This is a genomic window from Lactobacillus sp. B4026, assembly GCF_026535825.1.
GTDB lineage: Bacteria > Bacillota > Bacilli > Lactobacillales > Lactobacillaceae > Lactobacillus > Lactobacillus panisapium.
On the sequence record NZ_JAFNPD010000004.1, the window covers coordinates 37849 to 59047 of the forward strand.

At 40.9% G+C, this 21199-nt stretch carries 18 protein-coding genes and 1 riboswitch; of the genes, 13 read left to right on the plus strand and 5 right to left on the minus strand.

The features are described from left to right. Nucleotides 1-74: 74 nt before the first annotated feature. The 4 genes from J3U69_RS04875 to J3U69_RS04890 form a co-directional block, all read right to left on the minus strand. On the minus strand, nucleotides 75-971 hold the full coding sequence (locus J3U69_RS04875; protein WP_267413223.1) for an alpha/beta hydrolase: 897 nt from the start codon (nucleotides 969-971) through the stop codon (nucleotides 75-77). Nucleotides 972-1145: 174 nt separating this feature from the next. Then, the gene (locus J3U69_RS04880) at nucleotides 1146-1982 is read right to left on the minus strand and encodes a hypothetical protein (RefSeq protein ID WP_267413224.1); all 837 of its coding nucleotides are present in this window, start codon (nucleotides 1980-1982) and stop codon (nucleotides 1146-1148) included. 155 nt (nucleotides 1983-2137) lie between these two features. Continuing rightward, nucleotides 2138-3121 (minus strand): diaminopimelate epimerase, encoded by a 984-nt coding sequence (gene dapF, locus J3U69_RS04885; protein ID WP_267413225.1) that lies wholly within the window; start codon nucleotides 3119-3121, stop codon nucleotides 2138-2140. A 21-nt stretch (nucleotides 3122-3142) separates the two neighbouring features. Next, a complete protein-coding gene (locus J3U69_RS04890) occupies nucleotides 3143-4495 on the minus strand; it encodes an aspartate kinase (protein WP_267413226.1) in 1353 nt (450 codons plus the stop codon). Between the two features lie 167 nt (nucleotides 4496-4662). Next, nucleotides 4663-4840, plus strand: a riboswitch (Lysine riboswitch). A gap of 103 nt (nucleotides 4841-4943) precedes the next feature. Between J3U69_RS04890 and lysA the strand changes: the two genes are divergently transcribed. Genes lysA through J3U69_RS04925 form a run of 7 tightly spaced genes read left to right on the plus strand, consistent with a single transcriptional unit; the run spans nucleotide 4944 to nucleotide 12095 of the window. Beyond that, entirely contained in the window at nucleotides 4944-6251 is a 1308-nt protein-coding gene (lysA, locus tag J3U69_RS04895; protein WP_267413227.1) for a diaminopimelate decarboxylase, read from the plus strand. Nucleotides 6252-6263: 12 nt separating this feature from the next. Continuing rightward, nucleotides 6264-6974: a 2,3,4,5-tetrahydropyridine-2,6-dicarboxylate N-acetyltransferase gene (gene dapD / locus J3U69_RS04900; protein WP_267413228.1), complete on the plus strand. Its 711-nt coding sequence runs from the start codon at nucleotides 6264-6266 to the stop codon at nucleotides 6972-6974. 4 nt (nucleotides 6975-6978) lie between these two features. Then, nucleotides 6979-8118 (plus strand): N-acetyldiaminopimelate deacetylase, encoded by a 1140-nt coding sequence (locus J3U69_RS04905; protein WP_267413230.1) that lies wholly within the window; start codon nucleotides 6979-6981, stop codon nucleotides 8116-8118. Between the two features lie 22 nt (nucleotides 8119-8140). Then, entirely contained in the window at nucleotides 8141-9064 is a 924-nt protein-coding gene (gene dapA, locus J3U69_RS04910) for a 4-hydroxy-tetrahydrodipicolinate synthase (RefSeq protein ID WP_267413232.1), read from the plus strand. Continuing rightward, on the plus strand, nucleotides 9064-9825 hold the full coding sequence (dapB, locus tag J3U69_RS04915) for a 4-hydroxy-tetrahydrodipicolinate reductase (RefSeq protein ID WP_267413309.1): 762 nt from the start codon (nucleotides 9064-9066) through the stop codon (nucleotides 9823-9825). Before dapA ends, dapB begins: the two co-directional genes overlap by 1 nt. Nucleotides 9826-9843: 18 nt before the next feature. Further along, nucleotides 9844-11034: an aminotransferase class I/II-fold pyridoxal phosphate-dependent enzyme gene (locus J3U69_RS04920; protein WP_267413234.1), complete on the plus strand. Its 1191-nt coding sequence runs from the start codon at nucleotides 9844-9846 to the stop codon at nucleotides 11032-11034. Continuing rightward, nucleotides 11031-12095, plus strand: a complete 1065-nt coding sequence (locus tag J3U69_RS04925) for an aspartate-semialdehyde dehydrogenase (RefSeq protein ID WP_267413237.1) — start codon at nucleotides 11031-11033, stop codon at nucleotides 12093-12095. Before J3U69_RS04920 ends, J3U69_RS04925 begins: the two co-directional genes overlap by 4 nt. A gap of 87 nt (nucleotides 12096-12182) precedes the next feature. Here J3U69_RS04925 and J3U69_RS04930 read toward each other — a convergent pair whose 3' ends face one another. Then, nucleotides 12183-13100 (minus strand): LysR family transcriptional regulator, encoded by a 918-nt coding sequence (locus J3U69_RS04930; RefSeq protein ID WP_267413240.1) that lies wholly within the window; start codon nucleotides 13098-13100, stop codon nucleotides 12183-12185. Nucleotides 13101-13225: 125 nt separating this feature from the next. Here J3U69_RS04930 and J3U69_RS04935 point away from each other — a divergent pair, with 125 nt between their 5' ends. The 6 genes from J3U69_RS04935 (at nucleotide 13226) to J3U69_RS04960 (ending at nucleotide 21191) form a co-directional block, all read left to right on the plus strand. After that, a complete protein-coding gene (locus J3U69_RS04935) occupies nucleotides 13226-14479 on the plus strand; it encodes an MFS transporter (RefSeq protein WP_267413242.1) in 1254 nt (417 codons plus the stop codon). A 9-nt stretch (nucleotides 14480-14488) separates the two neighbouring features. Next, entirely contained in the window at nucleotides 14489-15970 is a 1482-nt protein-coding gene (locus J3U69_RS04940) for an FAD-binding protein (protein ID WP_267413243.1), read from the plus strand. A gap of 201 nt (nucleotides 15971-16171) precedes the next feature. Continuing rightward, nucleotides 16172-18904, plus strand: a complete 2733-nt coding sequence (locus J3U69_RS04945; protein WP_267413244.1) for a sigma 54-interacting transcriptional regulator — start codon at nucleotides 16172-16174, stop codon at nucleotides 18902-18904. A gap of 181 nt (nucleotides 18905-19085) precedes the next feature. Continuing rightward, nucleotides 19086-19577, plus strand: a complete 492-nt coding sequence (locus J3U69_RS04950; protein ID WP_267413245.1) for a PTS system mannose/fructose/N-acetylgalactosamine-transporter subunit IIB — start codon at nucleotides 19086-19088, stop codon at nucleotides 19575-19577. 5 nt (nucleotides 19578-19582) lie between these two features. Next, a complete protein-coding gene (locus J3U69_RS04955; RefSeq protein WP_220220345.1) occupies nucleotides 19583-20371 on the plus strand; it encodes a PTS mannose/fructose/sorbose/N-acetylgalactosamine transporter subunit IIC in 789 nt (262 codons plus the stop codon). 1 nt (nucleotide 20372) lies between these two features. Beyond that, nucleotides 20373-21191, plus strand: coding sequence for a PTS system mannose/fructose/sorbose family transporter subunit IID (locus tag J3U69_RS04960; protein ID WP_220220344.1), 819 nt, complete (start codon nucleotides 20373-20375; stop codon nucleotides 21189-21191). The last annotated feature ends 8 nt before the right edge of the window (nucleotides 21192-21199 follow it).

Consider the following 21199-nt stretch of genomic DNA (forward strand, 5'->3'; position numbering starts at 1 on the left):
AACTCCTCCTTTAGTCAAAAAAATGATTGAACTACCTTGTTAGTTCAACCATTATTTTACAACGAGATGAAATTCTAATTTAAATACTTGCGGAAAAAGTTTAATTCATCTAAGTTACATTTTTTAGCTAGATCGTCTCTTTGGTTCACATGGAAAACATGCTCGCGGCGGTGCTCAGCATCACCGTAAAAGTGAATTTCATGAAAGATGCCCTTAGCATGTAAGTAACCCGAAAGCATATAGGCATTGTCGCGTAAAAAGTCATCCGTACAAGTCATTAGGTAAATTGGCGGCAAGTCTTTTGTTAAAAATTGTTCAACGTTTAGCTGCTCATGTTCAGTTAAGCGAATTTCTGGCCGGAAATATGCTTCTGGTGCTCCTGCGATTGAATTGATTTCCGTTAAGAAATAAGCACCACAATTAAGTGCAGCAGCTTTAATCGTTAGTTGTGGTAACGCATAGCCAAAGTATTTGCGGTAATTCTCATTGGTATAAATTGCTAAAATTTGTTCTCCCATTTGACCGCCAGCACTATCGCCGACGATGAAGACGTTATCAAGGTCAAACTGGTATTTTTGGGCATTAGCAGTGTTTGCTACCCAATGAAAAACGCGATTAACATCATCAAGTTCACCTGGATAAACAACATCAGGAGCTAACCGATAATTCGCATTTACAACGGCAAAACCCTCTTTAGCCAGTGCCATACAGTAAAATTGATATGTTTCTTTGGTGCCATAAACCCAGCCGCCCCCGTGAATATTGACGATGACAGGTAATTTAGCCTCGGTGCGCTTACTTGGTAAATAAACATCTAATATCTGATATTTGGGATCCTTACCATAAGGAATATTATCGAAACGCTCCACTTCGGGAATGTGGGTTGGCAAGCCTGCGTCACGCTTGTCATCACCCTCCTTAAATTCTTTACGCATATCATTGACTAATTTTTGATAATCTGGTTCTGCCATATCTAGCACTCCTTTTATATGTAATCGCTTTACTAAAAACATTGTACTTCATCAAAAAGAAAAAGAAAGTCCAGAAAAGCACCTCAAACTGGCAGATAAGGCCTTTTTAAAATTAATGTTAGTAAAAAAGCCTACCAAAGCTGGCAGACTTTTGTTCAATGTTTTAAAAAGCTTTTATCCTTTTTTAGCTAACCATTCTTTTACTAAGGCGCGATATTTAGTTAGTGTAATCGCGCTCTTGGCTCCTTTATTTGTAGCATTGTAGGCATCAACATAGCCATAGTCAGGGCTTTGCGTCATGTGAGCCATTCCCATTACCCGATGATTTTTGTTAACGACATTAGTATAATGTCCGGCGGTTTTGTAACCATTTGTTCCTAGAACTGCGTGCGTGTATTTCTTATTGCTCCAATTGGGTGCAAATTGATAGCGAGCAAGACTAGGTGTTTTCTTAACATCCCACTTCCAGTTTGCTTTTTCACCCAGCCACATAGTAACTGGATTACCACCAGCAGCAAGATTTTCTAGGTTACCAGCATAATGATAGTATTGCGGATGTGCGAGTCCGCCACGCTTTTGGTAGTCACTATCAATCATTGAGATTGCGGTTGAAATAAGAGAAATCTTTAGCCGCTTCTCACCAAGCTTAGCCCTTTTTTGGTTAAGACTAGTCAAGTTGGGAAGGGATGCAGCAATATTAGCCGCACTAGTTGCATCATCAGGACTACCTAATTTGACAGTTGTAGTAAACCAAGAAGGAGCCGCTGTAGCGCCAAGCTTACCTGTTCTAAGCAACTTAGCTGCTTTTTTGGCCTCATTTTTCTGCGCAGATGTCAGCGATTTCTTTTTGGCAATAAAATCCATGAAATTGGCTGCGTTTTTACTCGGCGACATAGCAGAAATGTTGGCAGTTGTGACCGCTGCTTGGACTTTAGGTGCGCCTGCCAGCTTTCCACAACTAAGCAAAACGAGGATGGCGGGTAATATTAGCTTTAATGCTTTCTTTTTCATTTTTATACAACTTTCTTGATCAAAATCTAAAAATAATTCAACTTATTTTACCAGATTATGATTAACTAAATTACTTATTTTTGCCAGGCTACATTTTTAAGCAAAACATATATTATATAAATACAAAATTTCTAATTTAAGGGCAAGCTTGCTTACTATTTATTATTTGAAATAAAGGCTTGATATGCCGCGTTTTCTGAGGTCTGCTCAACTTGAAAAAGACTGAAGTCCGGCAAATCCTGGTGAAATAAACTTTCGTCAGCATTGATATTATGTGTGACGGTAGCGTTACCGATGAGCTCAATCCAATAATGATCTTCTTGCTGGTGTACTCTAGTTTGAACGAAGCCGCCTGGAGTGGAAACGGTGAGTAAGTGATTAAAAACTTTTTCCTGCTGGTGCGTTAGTGCAAATACCAAACTGGCGGCCGACATTCCCGTGCCACAAGCATTAGTAAAACCAACCCCACGTTCAAAAGTACGGACAAAGAGGTGCCGTGAATCAATCACTTGGGCAAAGCTGACATTCACGCCATCGGGAAAATATGGATTCGGTTGATTGAGCTTGGTGCCGAGTTTTTCTAATAAGGAACTGGCTAAAACTTCCGCAGAAACAATGCTGATTAAATGCGGGTTGGGGACAGCCACAGCAGTAAATTTTAAGTCTGGGGCAAAAGCGGGCACTTCTTGATTAATGAGCTGATTGCAATTCAACTGGTCAAAAGGCAAATCCTGCTTGGCAAAGCTGACGGGGCTGATTTCAACACTAATCGCTTTGACGCTCTCTGCCCAGTCGGGTTCAACACTCACCTTGAGATCCGCTTGTTGGGTCTCAACTTTAAACGAATTTTGGTGATATTTTTCGGCTAAATAGCGCCCAACGGTCCTAAGACCATTACCGCACATGGAGGCAATCGACCCATCTGCGTTAATAACCTGCATTTTTCCAAGAACATTTTGGTGGCTGGATGAACTGACTACCAAAAGACCATCTGCTCCACCCAACAGACCCGTTTTGGCATTGGTCAATTGCTTTGCCAGCCGAACTAATTCTGCTTGTGAAAGTGCCTGCTTTAACTGTGTTTGATCGAGTAAGAAAAAAGTGTTCTGCGAACCATGAACTTTTTGCATGTAAACCATTTGTTTGAACTCCCTTGAAAATTATTTGAAAAATTGGTGGTAAATCTGGGTAACGGCGGCAGCCGCATCCTCTTTTTTAGTTCCCAGCATTATTGAAATACGGGAAGCCCCCTGATTAATCATATGAATTGCAACGTGCCTTTGGGCCAGTGGGGTAGTGATATTTTGCATGGCACCGATTTTGTTACGCATGCCTTCGCCGACAACCATGATGATGGCATAATCATCAATCCATTCTAATTGATCAGGCTGGAGAACTCGCTTAATTTCGGCACACATTTGTTGGCGCAGTTTTTCAGTAAACTGGCGTTTGTCAAAAATAACGGTTAAGTCGTCAATTCCAGATGGCATATGTTCATATGAGATATTAAACTGGTAAAATATTTTTAGTAATTTTAACGTAAAACCAGTTTCTTTATTAAGTAAATATCGATGTAAGTATAAAGCGGCAAAGTGATTGGAGCTTGCGACACCGGTAATAATATTTTTGGGATGAAAATTCTTTTCGGGAACAATTAGCGTACCCGGAAGTTCAGGGTGGTTAGTATTTTTCACGTTGATATATACCTGACCTTGAATCGCTGGAATTAGTGCCTCATCATGAAAAACCGAAAACCCGGCATAAGATAATTCCCGTAATTCTCGGTAGGTCATGATTTTGATTGGGTGCGGCTTGGTCACAATTCTTGGATCAGCAGCATAAATGGCATTAACATCAGTAAAATTCTCGTACAAGTCGGCCGCAGTTCCGCGGGCCCAAATTGCGCCGGTGATATCTGAACCACCCCGTGAAAAGGTCGCAATGCTGCCAGTTGGGGTAACACCGTAAAATCCCGGAACAACAAGAATTTCAGGTATGTCGCGCCAGCGAGAGAGATTTTGGTAGGTTTCTTCCAGAAGTTGAGCATCATTAGCGACATTGCTGACTAAAAAGCCGGCTTCTTGGGGATCGAGAAAGCGCGCCGGAAAATGTTTTTGTTGTAAAAGAAGGGCTAGCAGCTGAGCGTTGAGCTTTTCACCGTGGGCTTTAAATGCAGCCATGAGAAAATCATTGTCTGGATACGAAATTGTGGGTAAGTCGCACAATTCCTGGTGTAAAGGTGCAATTGTGTCCGGATTTAAGTCAAAAAATTGTGCAATTTCGCTATATCTAGCCCAAATTTGTTGAACGATTGCGGCACAGTCTTGGTGCTTGATCGTTTTTTTAGCATAGTCAATTAATAAGTCAGTCACCTTGGTATCCTGCTCAAATCTTTTTCCAGGTGCTGAAGTAACAATTACTTTTCTGGTTGGATCAGCATTTATAATATTAAGCACTTTTTGAAACTGTTCTCCGTTTGCCAGAGAACTACCACCAAATTTAACAACTTTCATTCTCGATCACCTGCTTGATTAAATTATTTTAAGTTTGATAGTAACGCATTTTAACATTTTAATTTTAATCTGCAACCGAAAAGGCGATTTAGCGCGTATTTAAATTGGGCAAGTGAATTATTTATGAAAAAATGTTGACATCGGCTATGATTAATAATAAGATTTTTATTAATCGAAGAGGTCGCGACCAACAAGAGTAGCTGGTGGAGTTTCTGCAAAAACTAAGAAACCAGTAAAAGGGGCGGTTGCCGAAGCGTTAATTATTGCGGTAATTAATTGGCTGGGACGTAATTTAAGAGATTACGGACTGTCGCAAGTTAATAATTTGCGGAGCGCTCGTCAAAATTGAACCAGATAATAATTAATTTTAATTTTTTGAAGGACTCTTTTGTATGCTAAGCGCACACAAAAGAGTCCTTTTTTATTCAAGAAAACGGAGGGTTACCAGATGCCAGCAGATGATTATTACGAGACTAATGATCAAGGACACTTAACGATTGGTGGAGTTGATGCACTAGATTTAGCCCGTGAATACGGCACGCCGCTTGTAGTTTACGATGTTACTCAAATTCGGCAACAGTTTCGGGCTTTGCAGCAAGCCTTTACCAAACAGCACATCGATTATGCAATCAGTTACGCTAGCAAAGCTTTTGCCACCATTGCGATGTATCAGGTGGTTAATCAAGAACACGGCCATATTGATGTCGTTTCAGGCGGTGAATTGTTTACCGCCCTTAAAGCTGGCTTTCCAAGTAGCAAAATCAGTTTTCACGGGAATAACAAAACTAGGGCAGAACTTTTAATGGCGGTGCAAAATCATGTTGGCGTAATTATTCTGGATAACTTTCATGAAATTAAACTTCTTGAGGAAGTTCTTGCTGATACTAAAAGTCATATTCAGGTCATGTTAAGAATTACTCCCGGCGTTACGGCACATACTCATGAATATGATCAGACCGGTCAAGAAGACAGTAAGTTTGGCTTTGACGTCAAATCTGGGCAAGCCGAGCAGGCTTTTTTACAAGTACAGGCTAGTGAACAGATGACTTTAATTGGTCTTCATGCACATATTGGTTCACAGATTTTAGAAACGACCGGCTTTAAGCTTGAAGTTAAAAAACTAATGCAACTTGTCCGTGAATGGGCCAAAAAATATGATTATCAGCCCCAAATCTTAAATCTTGGAGGCGGCTTTGGTATTCGTTATACCGCCCAAGACCAAGTGTTGGCTTTAGGAACTTTTGTTGAACAGATTGTGACAACTCTTCGCCAGTTAGCTGAAGAATATCAACTGAAAGTTCCAGCTGTTTGGGTTGAACCTGGTCGCTCAATCGTCGGTAGCGCGGGCTACAGTTTGTATACGATTGGCGCACGTAAAGATGTTCCCGGATTAATGCCCTATGTAGCAGTAGATGGCGGTATGGGTGACAATATTAGGCCGGCTCTTTACCAAGCTGATTATGAAGCACTTCTTGCCCGTGATCCCGCTGCTCAACCTAACGAAACAGTCCACTTGGCTGGGCGCTATTGTGAATCAGGGGACTTGTTAATCAAAAAATTGCCGCTGCCAGCGACCAAAGCAGGTGATGTAATTGCACTATTAGCAACTGGTGCTTATGGTTACAGCATGGCATCGAACTATAACCGGGTGCCTCGACCAGCTGTTGTGTTTGCAGAAAATGGTCACGCACAAGAAGTTGTTACACGTGAAACCAATGAAGATTTAGTCAGTCATGATCGTTTTTATCAAGAATAGTGAGGAATTCAAATGAAAAATATGTCAGCGACAGAAATAATTGATTTTATTGCCAATGCACCCAAGAAAACGCCAGTTAAGGTTTATGTAAAAGGTGACCTGGCAAAATTAGACTGGCCAGTAGAAGTAAGACCCTTTGTAAATGATCATGTTGGGGTGGTTTTCGGTGACTGGGCGGATTTAGTGCCGTTTTTAAGAACCAATGCGGCTAAGATCAATGATTATCAAGTAGAAAATTGTAGCCGCAATTCGGCCGTTCCCTTATTGGATTTAAAAAATGTTTCGGCCCGGATCGAACCTGGTGCGTTGATTCGCCAACAAGTAAGTATTGGTGCTAATGCGGTAATTATGATGGGAGCCGTAATCAATATTGGAGCGGAAATCGGTGAAAATGCCATGATCGACATGAATGCTGTCCTTGGTGGGCGCGCAATTATTGGCGCCAATACTCATGTTGGTGCGGGAGCGGTTATTGCTGGCGTGGTTGAACCGGCTTCTGCAAAACCGGTTAGAATCGGCCAAAACGTTTTAGTTGGCGCCAATGCCGTTGTCCTAGAAGGAGTTCAAGTTGGTGATAACGCAGTTATTGCTGCCGGAGCAGTTGTTACTGCTGATGTGCCAGCAAGTGCGGTGGTAGCTGGTGTCCCAGCTAAAATTATTAAGCAGCGGGATGAAAAAACCACAAGTAAGACCAAGATTGAACAAGATTTAAGAAAGCTGTAAGCCAATGCTAACAAATGAGCAATTAATCCAAATCCGCCGTGATTTACATCAAATACCGGAATTAGCCCTAGAAGAAAAACAAACGCAAAAGTACTTGTTACAAGTTATCCACCAATTTCGGCAAGACTATTTGGAAATTAAGACTGTGCCTGAATTGCCAACTGCTATTTTAGTCAGAGTCAAGGGAAGCAATCCCACTAAAACCATTGGCTATCGCGCTGACATTGACGGCTTACCGGTAACAGAAAAAACGGGGTTGCCTTTTTCTTCAAAACATGATGGTCAAATGCATGCCTGTGGTCATGACATCCATATGACCGTAGCCTTGGGTGTTCTTAACTATTTTAGTGAGCACCAGCCAAAAGATAATTTGCTGTTCTTTTTTCAACCAGCAGAAGAGAGCAAAAATGGGGGCAAACTTGCTTACGAGCAAGGGGTCTTCACTGGTCAGTGGCGTCCTGATGAATTTTTTGCACTTCATGTTACCCCTGACTTGCCTACTGGAACAATTGGCTGCCGCAATGGCACTTTATTTGCCGGAGCAGCAGAAGTTAACATCGATTTATACGGGCAAGATGGGCATGCAGCTTATCCTCAACGGGCAAATGACATGGTTGTGGCTGCGGCAGCTCTAATTGAGCAAGTGCAAACCGTTATTTCCCGCAGCATCGATCCAATTGCCGGTGGGGTAATCACGATTGGCAAGATTCAGGCGGGGACGATTAGAAACGCAATCGCTGGACATGCACGTTTAGAAGGAACAATTCGCGGATTAACGCAAACGATGATCGAACGCATTGAACAACGTTTACGCGAAGTAACTGCCGGTATAGGTCAAAGTTTTCAAGCAAAAGTTAAATTGGAGATTAATCAGGGTGGCTATTGGCCAGTTGAAAATGATCCGGAGATAACTGCTCAGTTGATTACCTATTTAAAAAAAGATTCTGCTGTTAATTATCAAGAAACGGAGCCAGCAATGACGGGAGAAGATTTCGGCTATTTACTAGCTAAAATTCCGGGCAGCATGTTTTGGCTAGGCGTGCAGGATGATTCACAGCTTCATTCGGCAACTTTTAGTCCGCAAGAAGAAGCTATTAAAGTCGGAATTGATGCAATTGTCGGTTTCTTTAAGCAGCACATGTAACTCTATTGAAAGGAAGAACAAGATGACGGATTTTACGCAAGCAGACTTAATGACAGCAATCATTACGCCATTTAATGAACAAGGTGAGGTTGATTATCCTGGCTTAGAAGAATTAACCGAGCATTTGCTCAAAACGGGCAGCCGGGGATTTGTCATTGGCGGCACAACTGGTGAGACAGCCACAATGACCCATGATGAAAAAATTCAGCTTTACACCAAATTTGCACAGATAGTTAATAACCGTGTGCCAGTCATCGCCGGCACGGGTAGCAATAACACGGCACAAACCGCGGAATTTACTGCAGAGGTCAGTCAAATTCCTGGAATTGATTTAGCTTTAGTGGTTGCACCTTATTACAACAAGCCTAACCAGCGTGGCATTAAGGCCCATTTTGAGGCTGTAGCCAAAAAAGCGCAAATTCCGCTAATGATTTATAACATTCCAGGCAGAACGGGAATTACGATTGCAAAAGAAACAATTGTGGAATTAGCACAAAATCCGCAAATTGCCGGTGTCAAGCAATGCACGGAACTGGAAGATTTAGAGTATATTATCGAGCACACTGTAGATGACTTTTTGGTTTATACGGGTGAGGACGTGCAGGCTTTAGCTGCCAAGACGCTTGGAGCACATGGCGTAATTTCAGTTGCCTCCCACATTTACGGCCAAGTTATGCGGCAAATGTATGATGAATTAGCTCGGGGCAATATTGCTCTCGCCGGTAAGCTGCAACGACAATTAGTGCCTAAAATGCAGGCTTTATTTATGTATCCGTCACCGTCACCGGTAAAAGCGGTCTTGAATGCACAAGGATTAGCTGCCGGGGGATGCCGGTTGCCAATCGTTACTTTAAATAAGGAAGAAAAACAACAGTTAGCCCGTCATCTAGGCTTAAAAGAAACGGCTTTGTTTAACCGCTTGCCTAAAGAATTAGGAGTGAATTAATCATGAAAAAAATTTTACTTGCTGGTGCAACAGGTTCAATGGGAAAAAAGGTTGCCCACTTAATTGCGCAACTACCTGACTGTGAATTGGTTGGCGTTTTGGCACCAGATGCAACGACTAGTGATGAAGTGAGTGCTTCGGTAGCTCGCTTTACGCAACTAGCAGATATTAATCTTAGTGCGGATGTTTGGATTGACTTTACTACTCCAAGTGCCGTTTACGCTAATACGAAGTTTGCCTTAGAGCATCATATGCGCCCAATCATTGGTACTAGCGGATTAACTGATGAACAAATAAAACAATTACAAGAAATTGCGCGTAAACAAAAAATGGGTGGAATTATTGTTCCTAACTTTGGACTATCGGCCGTTTTATTAATGAAATTTGCTCAAGAAGCAGCTCAGTATTTTCCGGATGCAGAAGTTATTGAGATGCATCATGCCGATAAACTTGACGCACCATCCGGTACGGCAAGTGCCACTGCTAAATTAATTGCCCAAAGCCGCAAAAAACAGCCCCAAGCTGATAGCTGCGATGATAATCCAGCACGTGGTGCCAATTGTGCTGGCGTTCCGGTTCATGCAGTTCGCTTACCGGGCTATGTTGCTCATGAACAAGTTTTATTTGGTGGACCAGGCGAAGCCCTGACCATTAGGCAAGATTCTTTTGACCGCTCCTCGTTCATGCAAGGAGTAAAAGTAGCATTAGCTAAAATCATGGATCTGGATGAATTAATTGTTGGTTTAGATAAAATCTTATAAAGAAAAGGAGTAATTAAAATGCCTCATTTAGCTGCTGATTTAACTGCAATAACTGCCACGCCCTTGGCCGAAATACCACCTTCAGGGATTCGTGCGTTTGCCCAAAAAGTTGATGATATTCCGAGTTTAATTAAATTAACTTTAGGAGAACCAGATTTAAATACACCTGAACACGTTAAACAAGCAGCTGTTCAAAGCATTTTAGATAATGATTCCCATTATTCGGCCCAAAAGGGTACTCCAAAATTGCGCCGAGCAATAAGCGCCTATTTAAAACGCAAACAAAATTTGTCTTATGATCCCGAAACTGAAGTCATTGTTACGGTTGGTGCGACAGAAGCGATTGCTTGCGCGATGCTAGCGTTGTTTCAGCCAGGGGATGAAATTATTGTGCCGACCCCATCTTATGCCTTATATTTTCCGCTAATTCAATTTACTAAAGCAAAATTGGTGCCAATTAATACCGCTAAAACCAATTTTGTTTTGACGCCGGAAGCCTTGAAAGACACATTACGGCAGCATCCTCATGCCAAAGCAATTTTGCTCAATTATCCGACCAATCCTACCGGTCGCGAATGTTCTAGCAGCGTTTTGGCTCAGCTGGCCCCGATTATTGCAGAAAATCACTTATATGTAATTTCAGATGAGATTTATGGTGAACTGACTTATGGCATTAAGCATACTTCCATTGCTCATTATTTGCCTGAACGTACCCTCTTAATTAATGGCCTATCTAAGTCACACGCGATGACAGGCTACCGCATCGGCTATATTGCGGGTCCGGCTAATTTGATCAGTCCAATTGCTAAAATGCATGCCTTTTTAGTGACAGCTCCGTCTAATCCGGCCCAGGCAGCGGCTGCAGAAGCGTTAGAACATGGCGATGATGACCCAGCACAGGCGCGACCAATTTATCAAAAAAGGCGTGACTACCTGGTTAAAGCACTTAATGATTTGGGCTTAAAGACGATGACCAGCGAGGGGGCATTTTATGTTTTTACCCAAATTCCAGCTGAATACGGGACAGACGATGAAAAATTTGCACTTGATTTAGCGCGGCAAGCTAAAGTCGGCGGTACCCCCGGCAGTGCATTTGGTCCCGGAGGAGAGGGACATGTTCGCTTTTCTTATGCTGCTAGTGATGCAGACTTACATGAGGCCGTAAACAGAATTAAGAATTTTTTAGTAACAAAGGATGATAACAAATGAGAGAATACGTCGTTGCAATACTAGGAGCAACCGGTGCGGTTGGTCAGCGTTTAATTAGTGAGCTTGAGCAGGCGAATATTCCGGTTAAACAAGTTAAACTACTGGCTTCAAAGCGTTCCGCCGGAAAAAAATTGCAGTTCAAGGGACGTGAAATCACTGTCGAAGAGGCTACGCCTGAATCATTTACCGGGGTTGATTTGGTTTTGTCTTCGGCCGGTGGCGCAGTTTCTCAAAAATTATTGCCAGAAGCAGTTAAGCGCGGTGCGGTTTGCGTCGATAATACAAGTGCATTCAGGATGGACGATGACGTACCACTAATTATTCCTGGAGTAAACGATGAGCAATTAGCCCATCATCATGGCATCATTGCCAATCCCAATTGTTCAACTATTCAAATGGTAGCTGCATTGTATCCTATTTTTCAGCGTTTTGGCTTAAGCCAGATAATTGTTTCAACTTATCAGGCGGTGTCCGGTGCTGGAAAAGCTGCTTGGGATGAAATGTTGCAGCAGGCTCAAGACTTATTGAATGGGCAACAGCCCCAAGCCCAAATTTTGCCAACTGGGGCTGATCGCAAGCACTATCCTTTGGCCTTTAATTTGCTACCCCAGATTGATGTCTTTGAAAATGACGGTTACACTCACGAAGAATGGAAAATGATTCATGAAACCAAGAAAATTTTGTTTAATGACCAGAACTCCAGTCAAATTAAAGTTACCGCAACTTGCATCAGGGTTCCGGTTGAAATTGGTCATGGTGAAACTGTCTACTTTGTTGTGAAAGATCATGCTGCAAGCGTTAAGGCAATTCAGCAAATAATTGCGCAAACAGCGGGCTTAGTTTTACAAGATGACCCGTCAAAGCAGCTTTATCCGCAGCCACTACAAGCAGCAGGCAAGCGTGAAACCTTTGTGGGCCGAATCCGTGCCGATGAAGAAAACGCCGGAGCGTTCCACATGTGGGTAGTGGCCGATAACTTGTTACGTGGCGCTGCCAGCAACACGGTGGAAATTGCTGAGTGCTTGGTGCGCGATAATTTGGTTCGGGTGCCCCAAGATTAATAATTCTGGTTAAACCAAAAATTGGGTAATTAAAAACGGTGAGAATTTTTTCTCACCGTTTTTTGTGTATTGTGCGTAAAAAATCCCTCAATCAATCCATTTGGCCTTTTCTGTTAGTTCCGCATTTTTAAGGGCGTGAAAAACTGGTTTAAAATAAGCCTTTTTTTCGTAACCCTTTCGGTAGGCGATACCATTCTCAAATGCCAATTTATAATCTAGCAAAATAAAATTGAGATTTTCGTTAACCTTATCGTAAAGAATGCTAGGGATGATTCCCACACAGCGGTTACTTGCACAAAGAATTTCTAAAACAACCTCATCGCTGATACTCTTAAAGTTGAATTCGGGATATTTCAGTGACAGTTCAAACTTAAAGTGGTTGATTAAAGGGAGGGGTGGAACCGAATTCCAAATATAAACATTTTGCTTAAAAAGATCTTTAATACTAATCGCCCTTTTTTGGCTTAAAAGATTTTTCTTTGACGTAATAACGGATAAGCCCGTGGCAAATACCGATTTAAAAGCTATTTCTTTTTTATCAATAAAAAAGTCTTTTTGGTATAAGACGAAGTCATACTTACCCTGAATTAATGCGGTTGAAATTCCGTTACCGTCATTAGGATCGAAAATTTCCAGGTTAATTCTTGGCTGCAGTTTTTCATCTAGATTTTGAATAAATTGGGATAAAAACTCAATTTCAAATAATGAACCAGTAAAAGCAATGGTAATTGGCTCTAGTGCTTTTAAATTGCTGTTTTTAATATCAGTTACGGTATCATCAATGTCTTGGTAGATCCTTTTTGCCTTGACGTAAAAAAATTCACCACTTGTGGTTAGTTCAATTCCGCGGCGACCGGGCTTAATCAACTTGGTTCCTAGGAATGTTTCTAATTTATGAATATTCTTAGAAACGGTTGAAGGAGAAACAAACATCTGATTAGCCGTTTGGGTAATATTTTTTGTTCGAACAAGCGATAAAAAATACTTTATTTGGTTAGTATTCATTTTAATTACCAAAAGTTATGTATGAGCTTTGCCAATTTGGCAAAGCTGATTTCTTTAATGTCTGCTGAAAGTGCTTAACTCAATGCTACCATAAATTTGAATAAAGCAAAAAAGGAGCAGAGTTGATGAAGAAAAAGCAAAAAATTTATCCGTGGTTGATGATTGTCACAACTGGCTTGTTGTGTGGGGTTGTTGCCGGTGTTTTTACCCAAGTAATGGGACTCTTTTTGACGCCATTAGCCAATTCAATTGGTGGCGGCAAATTGGGGTCAGTTTCTTATTACTACACGGTCTTAATCCTAGCAATGGCGATTGGGACTACGCTTGTTGGCAAGTTTATCCACCAAGTTAATGTTTCACTGATCTTGATGGGGGCTATTATCGTATCAGCAGCAGCGACTTGGTTATTTTCAACAGCAACAAATGTCATTGCGTTCTATCTTTTAGCTGCAATTGTTGGTATTTGTTGCGGGTTTAGTGGCTATGTTGTTCAAGGTGTAGTGATTAATAATTGGTTTGTGAAGAAAAAGAACTTTGCCTTCACCGCAGGTGCCTTTTTTAACACCATCTTTTTAGCAATCATTACCCCAGTTTCGTCACAGATAATCCAGGCAAATGGCTGGCGCAGAGCATTTATTATTTTGGCCATTATTATGCTAGTTATTGGCTTACCATGTGCCTTTTTAACCAAGGTAGAACCGGCTAAGATTGGCCTTTTGCCTTATGGAGTGTCTTCGCAAGCTGAACTAACTAATTCTGCTGAAGGTGATAATGCAGAAAAGAGCAATAATTCAGGCACGAGTAAAGTGATTTTTTCACTTTCCTTTGTCCTAGTTTTAATTTTCTTTTGTTTTAATGAATTTGCGGGCAACATTACCTCACTTTGGCCGTCATTTGCGGAAGCAGTCGGCTTCGGCGCAGGAACTGGTGGCGCAATCGCAACAATTATTACCGTTGCGGATCTTATTTTGACACCTTTATTTGGTATAACGACTGATCGCTTTGGCGGCAGAAAAGCATTACCTTGGTGGCTGTTTTTAGCAATTTTAGCCCCCGTTTTGATGATCGTTGCTAATCAAGCTAGATTAGCGTCATTAGCACTTGTTGCAGCCGTGCCGGCAGATGCTATTTCGGTTGTGATGGGTTCGGGTGAACAAGTTTTTGCCAAAGACATATTAGGTAAAAATTTTGATGCTGGTTATTCGTATGCTAGCTCGCTAACTTACGTGGTCAGTGCTTTTGCCACACCGGTTTTGAGCAATATCGCCGATGCGACCCATAACTGGAATATTGTTGTTGGCATCGTCGCAATTTGTGAAGTAGTTGTGTTGTTGGCCGTTATCATTGGCGAAAACCGGGCTAGCCGTTTAACAAAGTAGGAGAAGAAAATGAAAGTAAATGAATATGATGTGATCGTTATTGGAGCAAGTAATTCTGGCGGGATGGCTGCGTGTGCAGCTGCCGAAAAAGGTGCCAAAGTCTTAGTGATTGATAAGATGAAAAGTACCCACTATTTATACCGCTTGTCGCTTGCTGCTGTTGGGACTAAGGCCCAGAAAAAAGCTGGAATTGACATTGATAAGTACCAGTTAATTAACTATTTATGTGCTTTTGCGCAGGATAATGTTGACCAAAAGCTTTTGTGGACCTGGGTTAATAATAGTGCCGCTACGGTTGACTGGCTTGAAGATAATGTTCTAAAACCTCATGGTGCACATCTTTATGCGCAAAAAGATGCACATTACCAAACTTTAATTAACACGGCCTTTCCAACTGAACATGATGTCACTAATAAGCAGCATGAAGATATTTTTTACGGAAATTGGGTCATTGAAAAAGCCCAAGAATTAGGTGCAGACTTTTTGTGGCAAACTAAGCTTGAACATTTAATTACGGAAAACGGTGTGGTTACCGGACTAGTTGCTAAGAAGATGGCAACTTCAGAAGTGCTTGAATTACGGGCTAAAAAAGGCGTAATCATTTGTACTGGTGGATATGGCTCAAACGAAGCTTTAATGCAAAAATGGAATCCATTAGGCTTAAAGAAAAATGTTTATTCTGATAGTCCGCGTGATGATGGTTCGGGTCAGCTTGCGGCAGTAGAAATTGGTGCTTGGCGCGATGAAGAACCTGCTGAAATTATTTTTGACCGGGGAGCTGTACCGGTTGGCACTAATACAAATGATTATTATGTGAAATCATGGGAAGATGTTGGTTACTTTTGGCTAGGCAGTTATCCGCTGTTAAAACTAAACTTAAATGGTGAACGTGTTGGTAATGAAAGTGCGCCCTATGAATTTGACATGAATCGGGCCACTAAGCAACCAGGCTACTTGCAAGTAGCTCTGTGGGATGATGCAACGATGAATAATTTAAAACAGTTTCATACCTTAGGTTGTGCTCGACTTAATTGGCCCGGTTTTTATAATACTGACGAGAATAAAGAAGAAATTAATAACCGGGTAAAGGAAGGCTTTATTCAAAAAGCTAACTCAATTGCAGAATTAGCGCAAAAACTGCATTTGCCAGTTGAAAATGTGCGAAATAGTGTTGCCAGTTATAATCAGATGTGCGAGCAAGGTCGAGATACCCAATTTGGTAAGGAAGATTTCAGACTGGTGCCAATTAAGACTGGTGCTTATTATGGTGCTATCTATGGCGGACGCTTATTGGCTACTTTGGATGGTCTTAGAATTAACACTAAAATGCAAGTCTTGAATACGCAGGGACAGGTCATTCCGCATCTATATGCGGCAGGTAATGCTAGTGGTGGCTTTTTCTGGGGCTCATATCCGGATCATGTACCTGGTTTAACGGCTAGTCATGCTCAGACATTTGGCAGACTAGCTGGTCAGCAGGCGGCTAACTAAATGCATTATTTTTATTAATAGTTAAAAAGCAAGCAGAAAAGAAATTTTCGGTGCTTGCTTTTTTGCGTTCAAGTGATTTTGCTGCTCTATGCAGCACTGCCAAATCGATAGAATAGCCGAGCTTGGACAATCTAATTCTGCTTGAACCGTTTACATAAAATCGCTAACATAGTCATAAAGTTATGTGATGAGGGAATTGGCATGAGTGTAAAAGAAAAATTACTGTCGTTAATTGAGCAAGATAGCCAAGAAAAGGATCATTATCTGTCAACCCAAGAATTGGCTGATAAATTAGCGCTTAAACGCAATACGGTCAGTCATTATTTAAACGAGCTGGTCAAAGAAAACAAGCTAATTAAAGTTAATACACGTCCGGCGATTTTTCTTGCTAAAAAGAAGGCGGAACAAGAAGCAGGCCGTGAACTGGCTAGCGAATATGATAGTTTGGCTACTTTGCAGCACTTAAAAGGCGAAGATGTTTTTGCAACCGTAATTGGTAATGATAAATCGCTGTACAGCCAGATAAAAAAGCTTAAAGCTGCTGCTTCGTATCCTGGTAGTTTGCCAGTTTTAATTAATGGTCAGACTGGGACGGGTAAAAGCTATCTGGCAAAAAAATACTTTGATTATTGTGTGGCAGAAAACTATCTTGCACCTGATAGTAAATTCATCAGTTTCAATTGTGCTGAATATGCCGATAATCCGGAACTGTTGACTAGTACTTTATTTGGCTATGTTAAAGGCGCTTTTACCGGAGCTGAGCAAGATCACGCGGGGTTATTCGATCAAGCAGATGGTGGGATGCTTTTTTTGGATGAAGTCCATCGGCTCGATGCCAAGGGGCAGGAAAAGCTGTTTTCTTACCTTGATACTGGCATGATTTCTCCATTAGGCGCTGCTGGTAAAAATAAAAAGGTTAATGTCCGCCTAGTCTGCGCAACAACCGAAGAAATTAAAAGCAGTTTTTTGGTAACTTTTATTCGGCGAATGCCGGTTCAAATTACCATGCCGCCGCTAAAAAAGCGAACTACTAGCGAAATTCGGGCCTTAATTATCTATTTTTATATTGAACATGCTAAAAAGATTAATAAAGCCATTAGCATTAACAGTCAGGCGTTTTTAGCACTCACGAGTGCCAGTTTTGCCAACAATATTGGCCAGTTAAAAAATGACGTGCTCCTTTCTGTCGCAAGTAGCTTAGAAAAAAATCCACAAGCGACACAAGTTAATATCAAACTTGCCGATTTACCACAGGAATTACTATTAGCCAATCTGGATGAAGGAGTAGTTTTACCCGCAAATAAAAGTGATTTGTTAATTAAGCCGGATAGTAAAGTCAGTTCCTTTTTGGGCAGTCCGCAACGGTTAAATTATATTCAAAAAACTATCCAAAAAATTTTTCTATTGTACCGCCAAGAAAATTTTTCATCATTTAAGGCAAAAGCGATTGAGGCCATTAATTCTTTGTGTGACTATTTGATTTTTAAAAAAGATGATTTAAAAATTGGTGAATTGCCACTAGCCCTAATTAAAAAGACACTCGATCAAAAAGTCGGCTACTTGCAAAATGATCAAACAAATGAATTTAATGGCAATATTATTGTGGCAATCTCCTCATATTTTTATTTTCGTCAAGAAAAATCTTGGCCTATTTCCGTTGCGGAAGGCAAGATGGCGGACGAGATTGTGGCTAAACTAAATGAAACTACTTACGTTAAGCCAGTCGTGCAGCTGATTTTGGATACGGTTAACAATCTTTTGAATCTTTATACTGATGAAGTTGATCGCCTGTTTTTGACGCTTTATCTTGAAAATATCCAACGAGAAAAAAGCACTGACATTGTTCACTGCATTCTCTTAGCGCATGGTTATTCAACTGCAAGCAGCATCGCAGATGCAGTTAATAAAATTATGGGCGAGCCTCTGCTTGACTCTTTTGATATGCCTATTGATATTGAACCAGCGGCTATTGCACAAAAGGTGGCTGACTACATCCGAGTGCGGCATGTCAATAATGGGTTAGTGCTGATGGCCGACATGGGCTCACTTGAAAAAATTCCCGAGTTACTAGAACTAGACATTAGCTTTCCAATTGTAATTTTTAATAATGTATCAACGCAGTTAGCACTGTTTGCGGCTGATTACTTAAAGAAGCGGCGCCCAATTGAAGCAATGGCCCAGAATATGAACCAAAATATTCATAATGATTACCGGACGATTTTTCCCAAAATGATTAAACAAGACGTAATCATCGTTTGTTGCACGACAGGTGTAGGTACAGCAATTAAAATTAAAGACATGATCAAAGAAAGCTTACCGACTAAGACTAAGGTAATGATTAAGGCGTATTCATATGATGCTTTAAAAATTGATGATCAGGAAGATGTGCTCAAGCGCAAGTATAATATTTTAACAATTATTGGCACCGCTAATCCTAATTACCAGAATATCCCCTTTATCTCGATTGACCAGCTGGTAAACGGCTCTAAGCTAAACGTTTTAAAAGAAGCTCTAAAAAATGACCTCACGAGCCAAGACCTGGATAATTTCAATGATGCCGTCTTAAAAAATTTTAGTATTGAACGGGTAATCAACTCGCTAACCATTTTGGATACTAAGGCGGTAATTAAAAATATTAGCCAGTGCGTTGGGCACCTAAATAATTATTTGACACCGCGCTTGCCAAACCAAATTGTTATGGCGCTATATGTCCATGTCAGTTGCATGATTGAACGAATTATTCGGAACCAATCACTTGAGAATAGTCCACGTAATTTTCACGATAGCCCAAAAAAGCGCCAGGGAATGGCGGTCATTCACAGCTCATTTGCTCCACTTGAGGAAATATACAACATTAAAATACCACTAACGGAAATTGCCTATATTTACGAATTGATTTTTAATTCGGGCAATAAAATTAAGCTTAGACAGTAGATTATTGCTATTTGCTTAGTGGCAAAAATGACAGTTGCAATTGTGGTAATTAATAAAAAATAGCTTGATAACACGCAGAAGTTATTCAATTGCTGCTTTTTGGACACTAACTTGGCATAAAAATTGCTAATAGGTAAGTGAAACAAGTAAAAAAGCTAGTTGCTTTTAAGGAGGAAGAAAAATGAGTGTTGTGTTAGCCAGAATTGACAACCGCTTACTACATGGAATTATTGTTACGCAGTGGGCACCAGAATCAGGTTCAAATCGAGTAATGGTCATCGATGATGCCACTGCAAATGACCCGATCAGCAAGGCAACAATGAAAATGGCTCGGCCAGCGGGTAATGCGATTTCGATTATTACGGAAGAAAAGGCCTTAACTAATTTTAAGAGCGGTAAATATGATCCAGAAAAACTCTTAGTTTTGGCAAAAGAACCAAAAACCTTTTTAGACTTAGTTAATAGTGGCGTAAAAATTACTAAGTTAATTATTGGTGGGACAACTGCACGTGAAAATGGCATTGAGTTATCCAAAAGAGCCTTTGCTGATAAGGATGAAGTTGCCGACTATGAAGTACTTTTAGATGCTGGAGTAGAACTAGTGTCACAATATGTTCCGGCAGACAAAGAAGTTAATGTGACCAAAGAATTTTTAGAAAGTAGAGCGAGATAACTAAAATGCACTTTACAATATTACAAATTATTCTTTTAACACTTCTTGCATTCATTAAGCACGTTGATTATTACGGTATCCCAATGCTTTTTGTTAACTATCCAGTATTTTGGGGCCTTTTCACGGGCATTATCATGGGTGATATTCAGACCGGCTTACTAGTTGGTGGAACGGTTCAATTAATGTCATTGGGTGTTGCTGGCTTTGGCGGCTCATCAGTTCCAGATTATGGGACAACCGCAATTATTGCGACCGCATTTGGTGTGTCGATGGGTAAAAGTGCTGGGCTGGCAATTGGACTACCAGTTGGGATGCTGGGTGTCCAATTAGATGTCATTGTTAAAATCCTAAACGGCTTTGTTGCTAAAAAAGCTAAAAGCTATGCGGATGCGCATCAGTTTAAAAAAATGACCGCCGTAACTTGGCTTGGACCGTTGTTCTTTGGTTTATCGGCTGCCATTCCCGTTTTTATTGCGGTAACTTTAGGTCAATCGGCAGTAAACTTTATTTTACAGGTAATGCCCAAATGGTTTATGAGCGGTTTAACAATTGCCGGTGAAATGTTACCAGCAGTTGGAATTGCAATGCTGCTAAATTATATGCCTACGGGAAAACTGGTTAATTATTTGTTAATTGGCTTCTTCTTAGCCGCCTTTTTGAAAGTACCGATTATTGGTGCAGCAATTATTGGCTTTGCGGCTGCGTTTGCAACGTATAAGCAGGCTGAAAAAGAAGGACAAAATAGGGCAGCTGCTAGTGCAGTAAATACTGCTGGCATAGGAGAGGACGAATAAAATGACAAAGAAAAATGACCAGAAAATATACGGGCCAATCGTAACCAAAAAGGATCTGCACAAGGCAAATTACCGCTGGTTAATGAGTGTTGAAACCTTTAACTATGAAACTCAGCAAGGGGCCTCTGTTGCGTATGCCTTATCACCGATTTTACGAAAAATTTATCGTAACGATGACGACTACGTTGAAGCACTCGACAATCATTTTCAATACTATAATACCCAACCTTGGTTAGCCGCAATTGTTCTTGGTGCATGTGTTGCCATGGAAGAAAAGCAGGGACTGGCAGCAAAAAGCGCTATCAATGATTTTAAAGTGGGGACAATGGGCCCTTTAGCAGGAATTGGTGACTCACTTTTAATGACAATGATTCCGACTATCATGGGCTCGATTGCTGCTTACATGGCACTACAAAATAATCCGTTTGGCATTTTGCTTTGGGGAATTTTAATTGCAGTAATCTTTTTCTTACGAATGCATTGTTTTGAATTTGGTTATCGTCAAGGTTCAAAGATTATCACTGAATATGGCGATAAAATCAATTATTTAACGGAAGCAGCTTCAGTTTTGGGAATTACCGTAGTTGGCGCCCTAATTGGCTCGGTTATTTCCGTTACTTCACCATTAAAATTTCAGTTTGGCAAGGTTTCAATGCAGATTCAGCCGATGCTTGATAAAATTCTGCCGCAGATGATTCCTGCTTTATTAGTTTTATTGGCATACAAACTTTTAAAATCGAAAAAGCTAAGCATGACTTGGGTAATTCTATTATTCATTGTTATTGCAATGTTTGGTGCGGCTTTCGGATTTTTGAAATAAGGAATGTT

Coding starts and splice junctions, on each gene's coding strand:
- J3U69_RS04875 (WP_267413223.1), bottom strand. CDS start 971: ATGGCAGAACCAGATTATCAAAAATTAGTCAATGATATGCGTAAAGAA.
- J3U69_RS04880 (WP_267413224.1), bottom strand. CDS start 1,982: ATGAAAAAGAAAGCATTAAAGCTAATATTACCCGCCATCCTCGTTTTG.
- J3U69_RS04890 (WP_267413226.1), bottom strand. CDS start 4,495: ATGAAAGTTGTTAAATTTGGTGGTAGTTCTCTGGCAAACGGAGAACAG.
- lysA (WP_267413227.1), top strand. CDS start 4,944: ATGCCAGCAGATGATTATTACGAGACTAATGATCAAGGACACTTAACG.
- J3U69_RS04945 (WP_267413244.1), top strand. CDS start 16,172: ATGAGTGTAAAAGAAAAATTACTGTCGTTAATTGAGCAAGATAGCCAA.
- dapF (WP_267413225.1), bottom strand. CDS start 3,121: ATGGTTTACATGCAAAAAGTTCATGGTTCGCAGAACACTTTTTTCTTA.
- J3U69_RS04930 (WP_267413240.1), bottom strand. CDS start 13,100: ATGAATACTAACCAAATAAAGTATTTTTTATCGCTTGTTCGAACAAAA.
- J3U69_RS04960 (WP_220220344.1), top strand. CDS start 20,373: ATGACAAAGAAAAATGACCAGAAAATATACGGGCCAATCGTAACCAAA.
- J3U69_RS04940 (WP_267413243.1), top strand. CDS start 14,489: ATGAAAGTAAATGAATATGATGTGATCGTTATTGGAGCAAGTAATTCT.
- J3U69_RS04920 (WP_267413234.1), top strand. CDS start 9,844: ATGCCTCATTTAGCTGCTGATTTAACTGCAATAACTGCCACGCCCTTG.
- J3U69_RS04935 (WP_267413242.1), top strand. CDS start 13,226: ATGAAGAAAAAGCAAAAAATTTATCCGTGGTTGATGATTGTCACAACT.
- J3U69_RS04925 (WP_267413237.1), top strand. CDS start 11,031: ATGAGAGAATACGTCGTTGCAATACTAGGAGCAACCGGTGCGGTTGGT.
- dapA (WP_267413232.1), top strand. CDS start 8,141: ATGACGGATTTTACGCAAGCAGACTTAATGACAGCAATCATTACGCCA.
- J3U69_RS04955 (WP_220220345.1), top strand. CDS start 19,583: ATGCACTTTACAATATTACAAATTATTCTTTTAACACTTCTTGCATTC.
- J3U69_RS04950 (WP_267413245.1), top strand. CDS start 19,086: ATGAGTGTTGTGTTAGCCAGAATTGACAACCGCTTACTACATGGAATT.
- J3U69_RS04905 (WP_267413230.1), top strand. CDS start 6,979: ATGCTAACAAATGAGCAATTAATCCAAATCCGCCGTGATTTACATCAA.
- dapD (WP_267413228.1), top strand. CDS start 6,264: ATGAAAAATATGTCAGCGACAGAAATAATTGATTTTATTGCCAATGCA.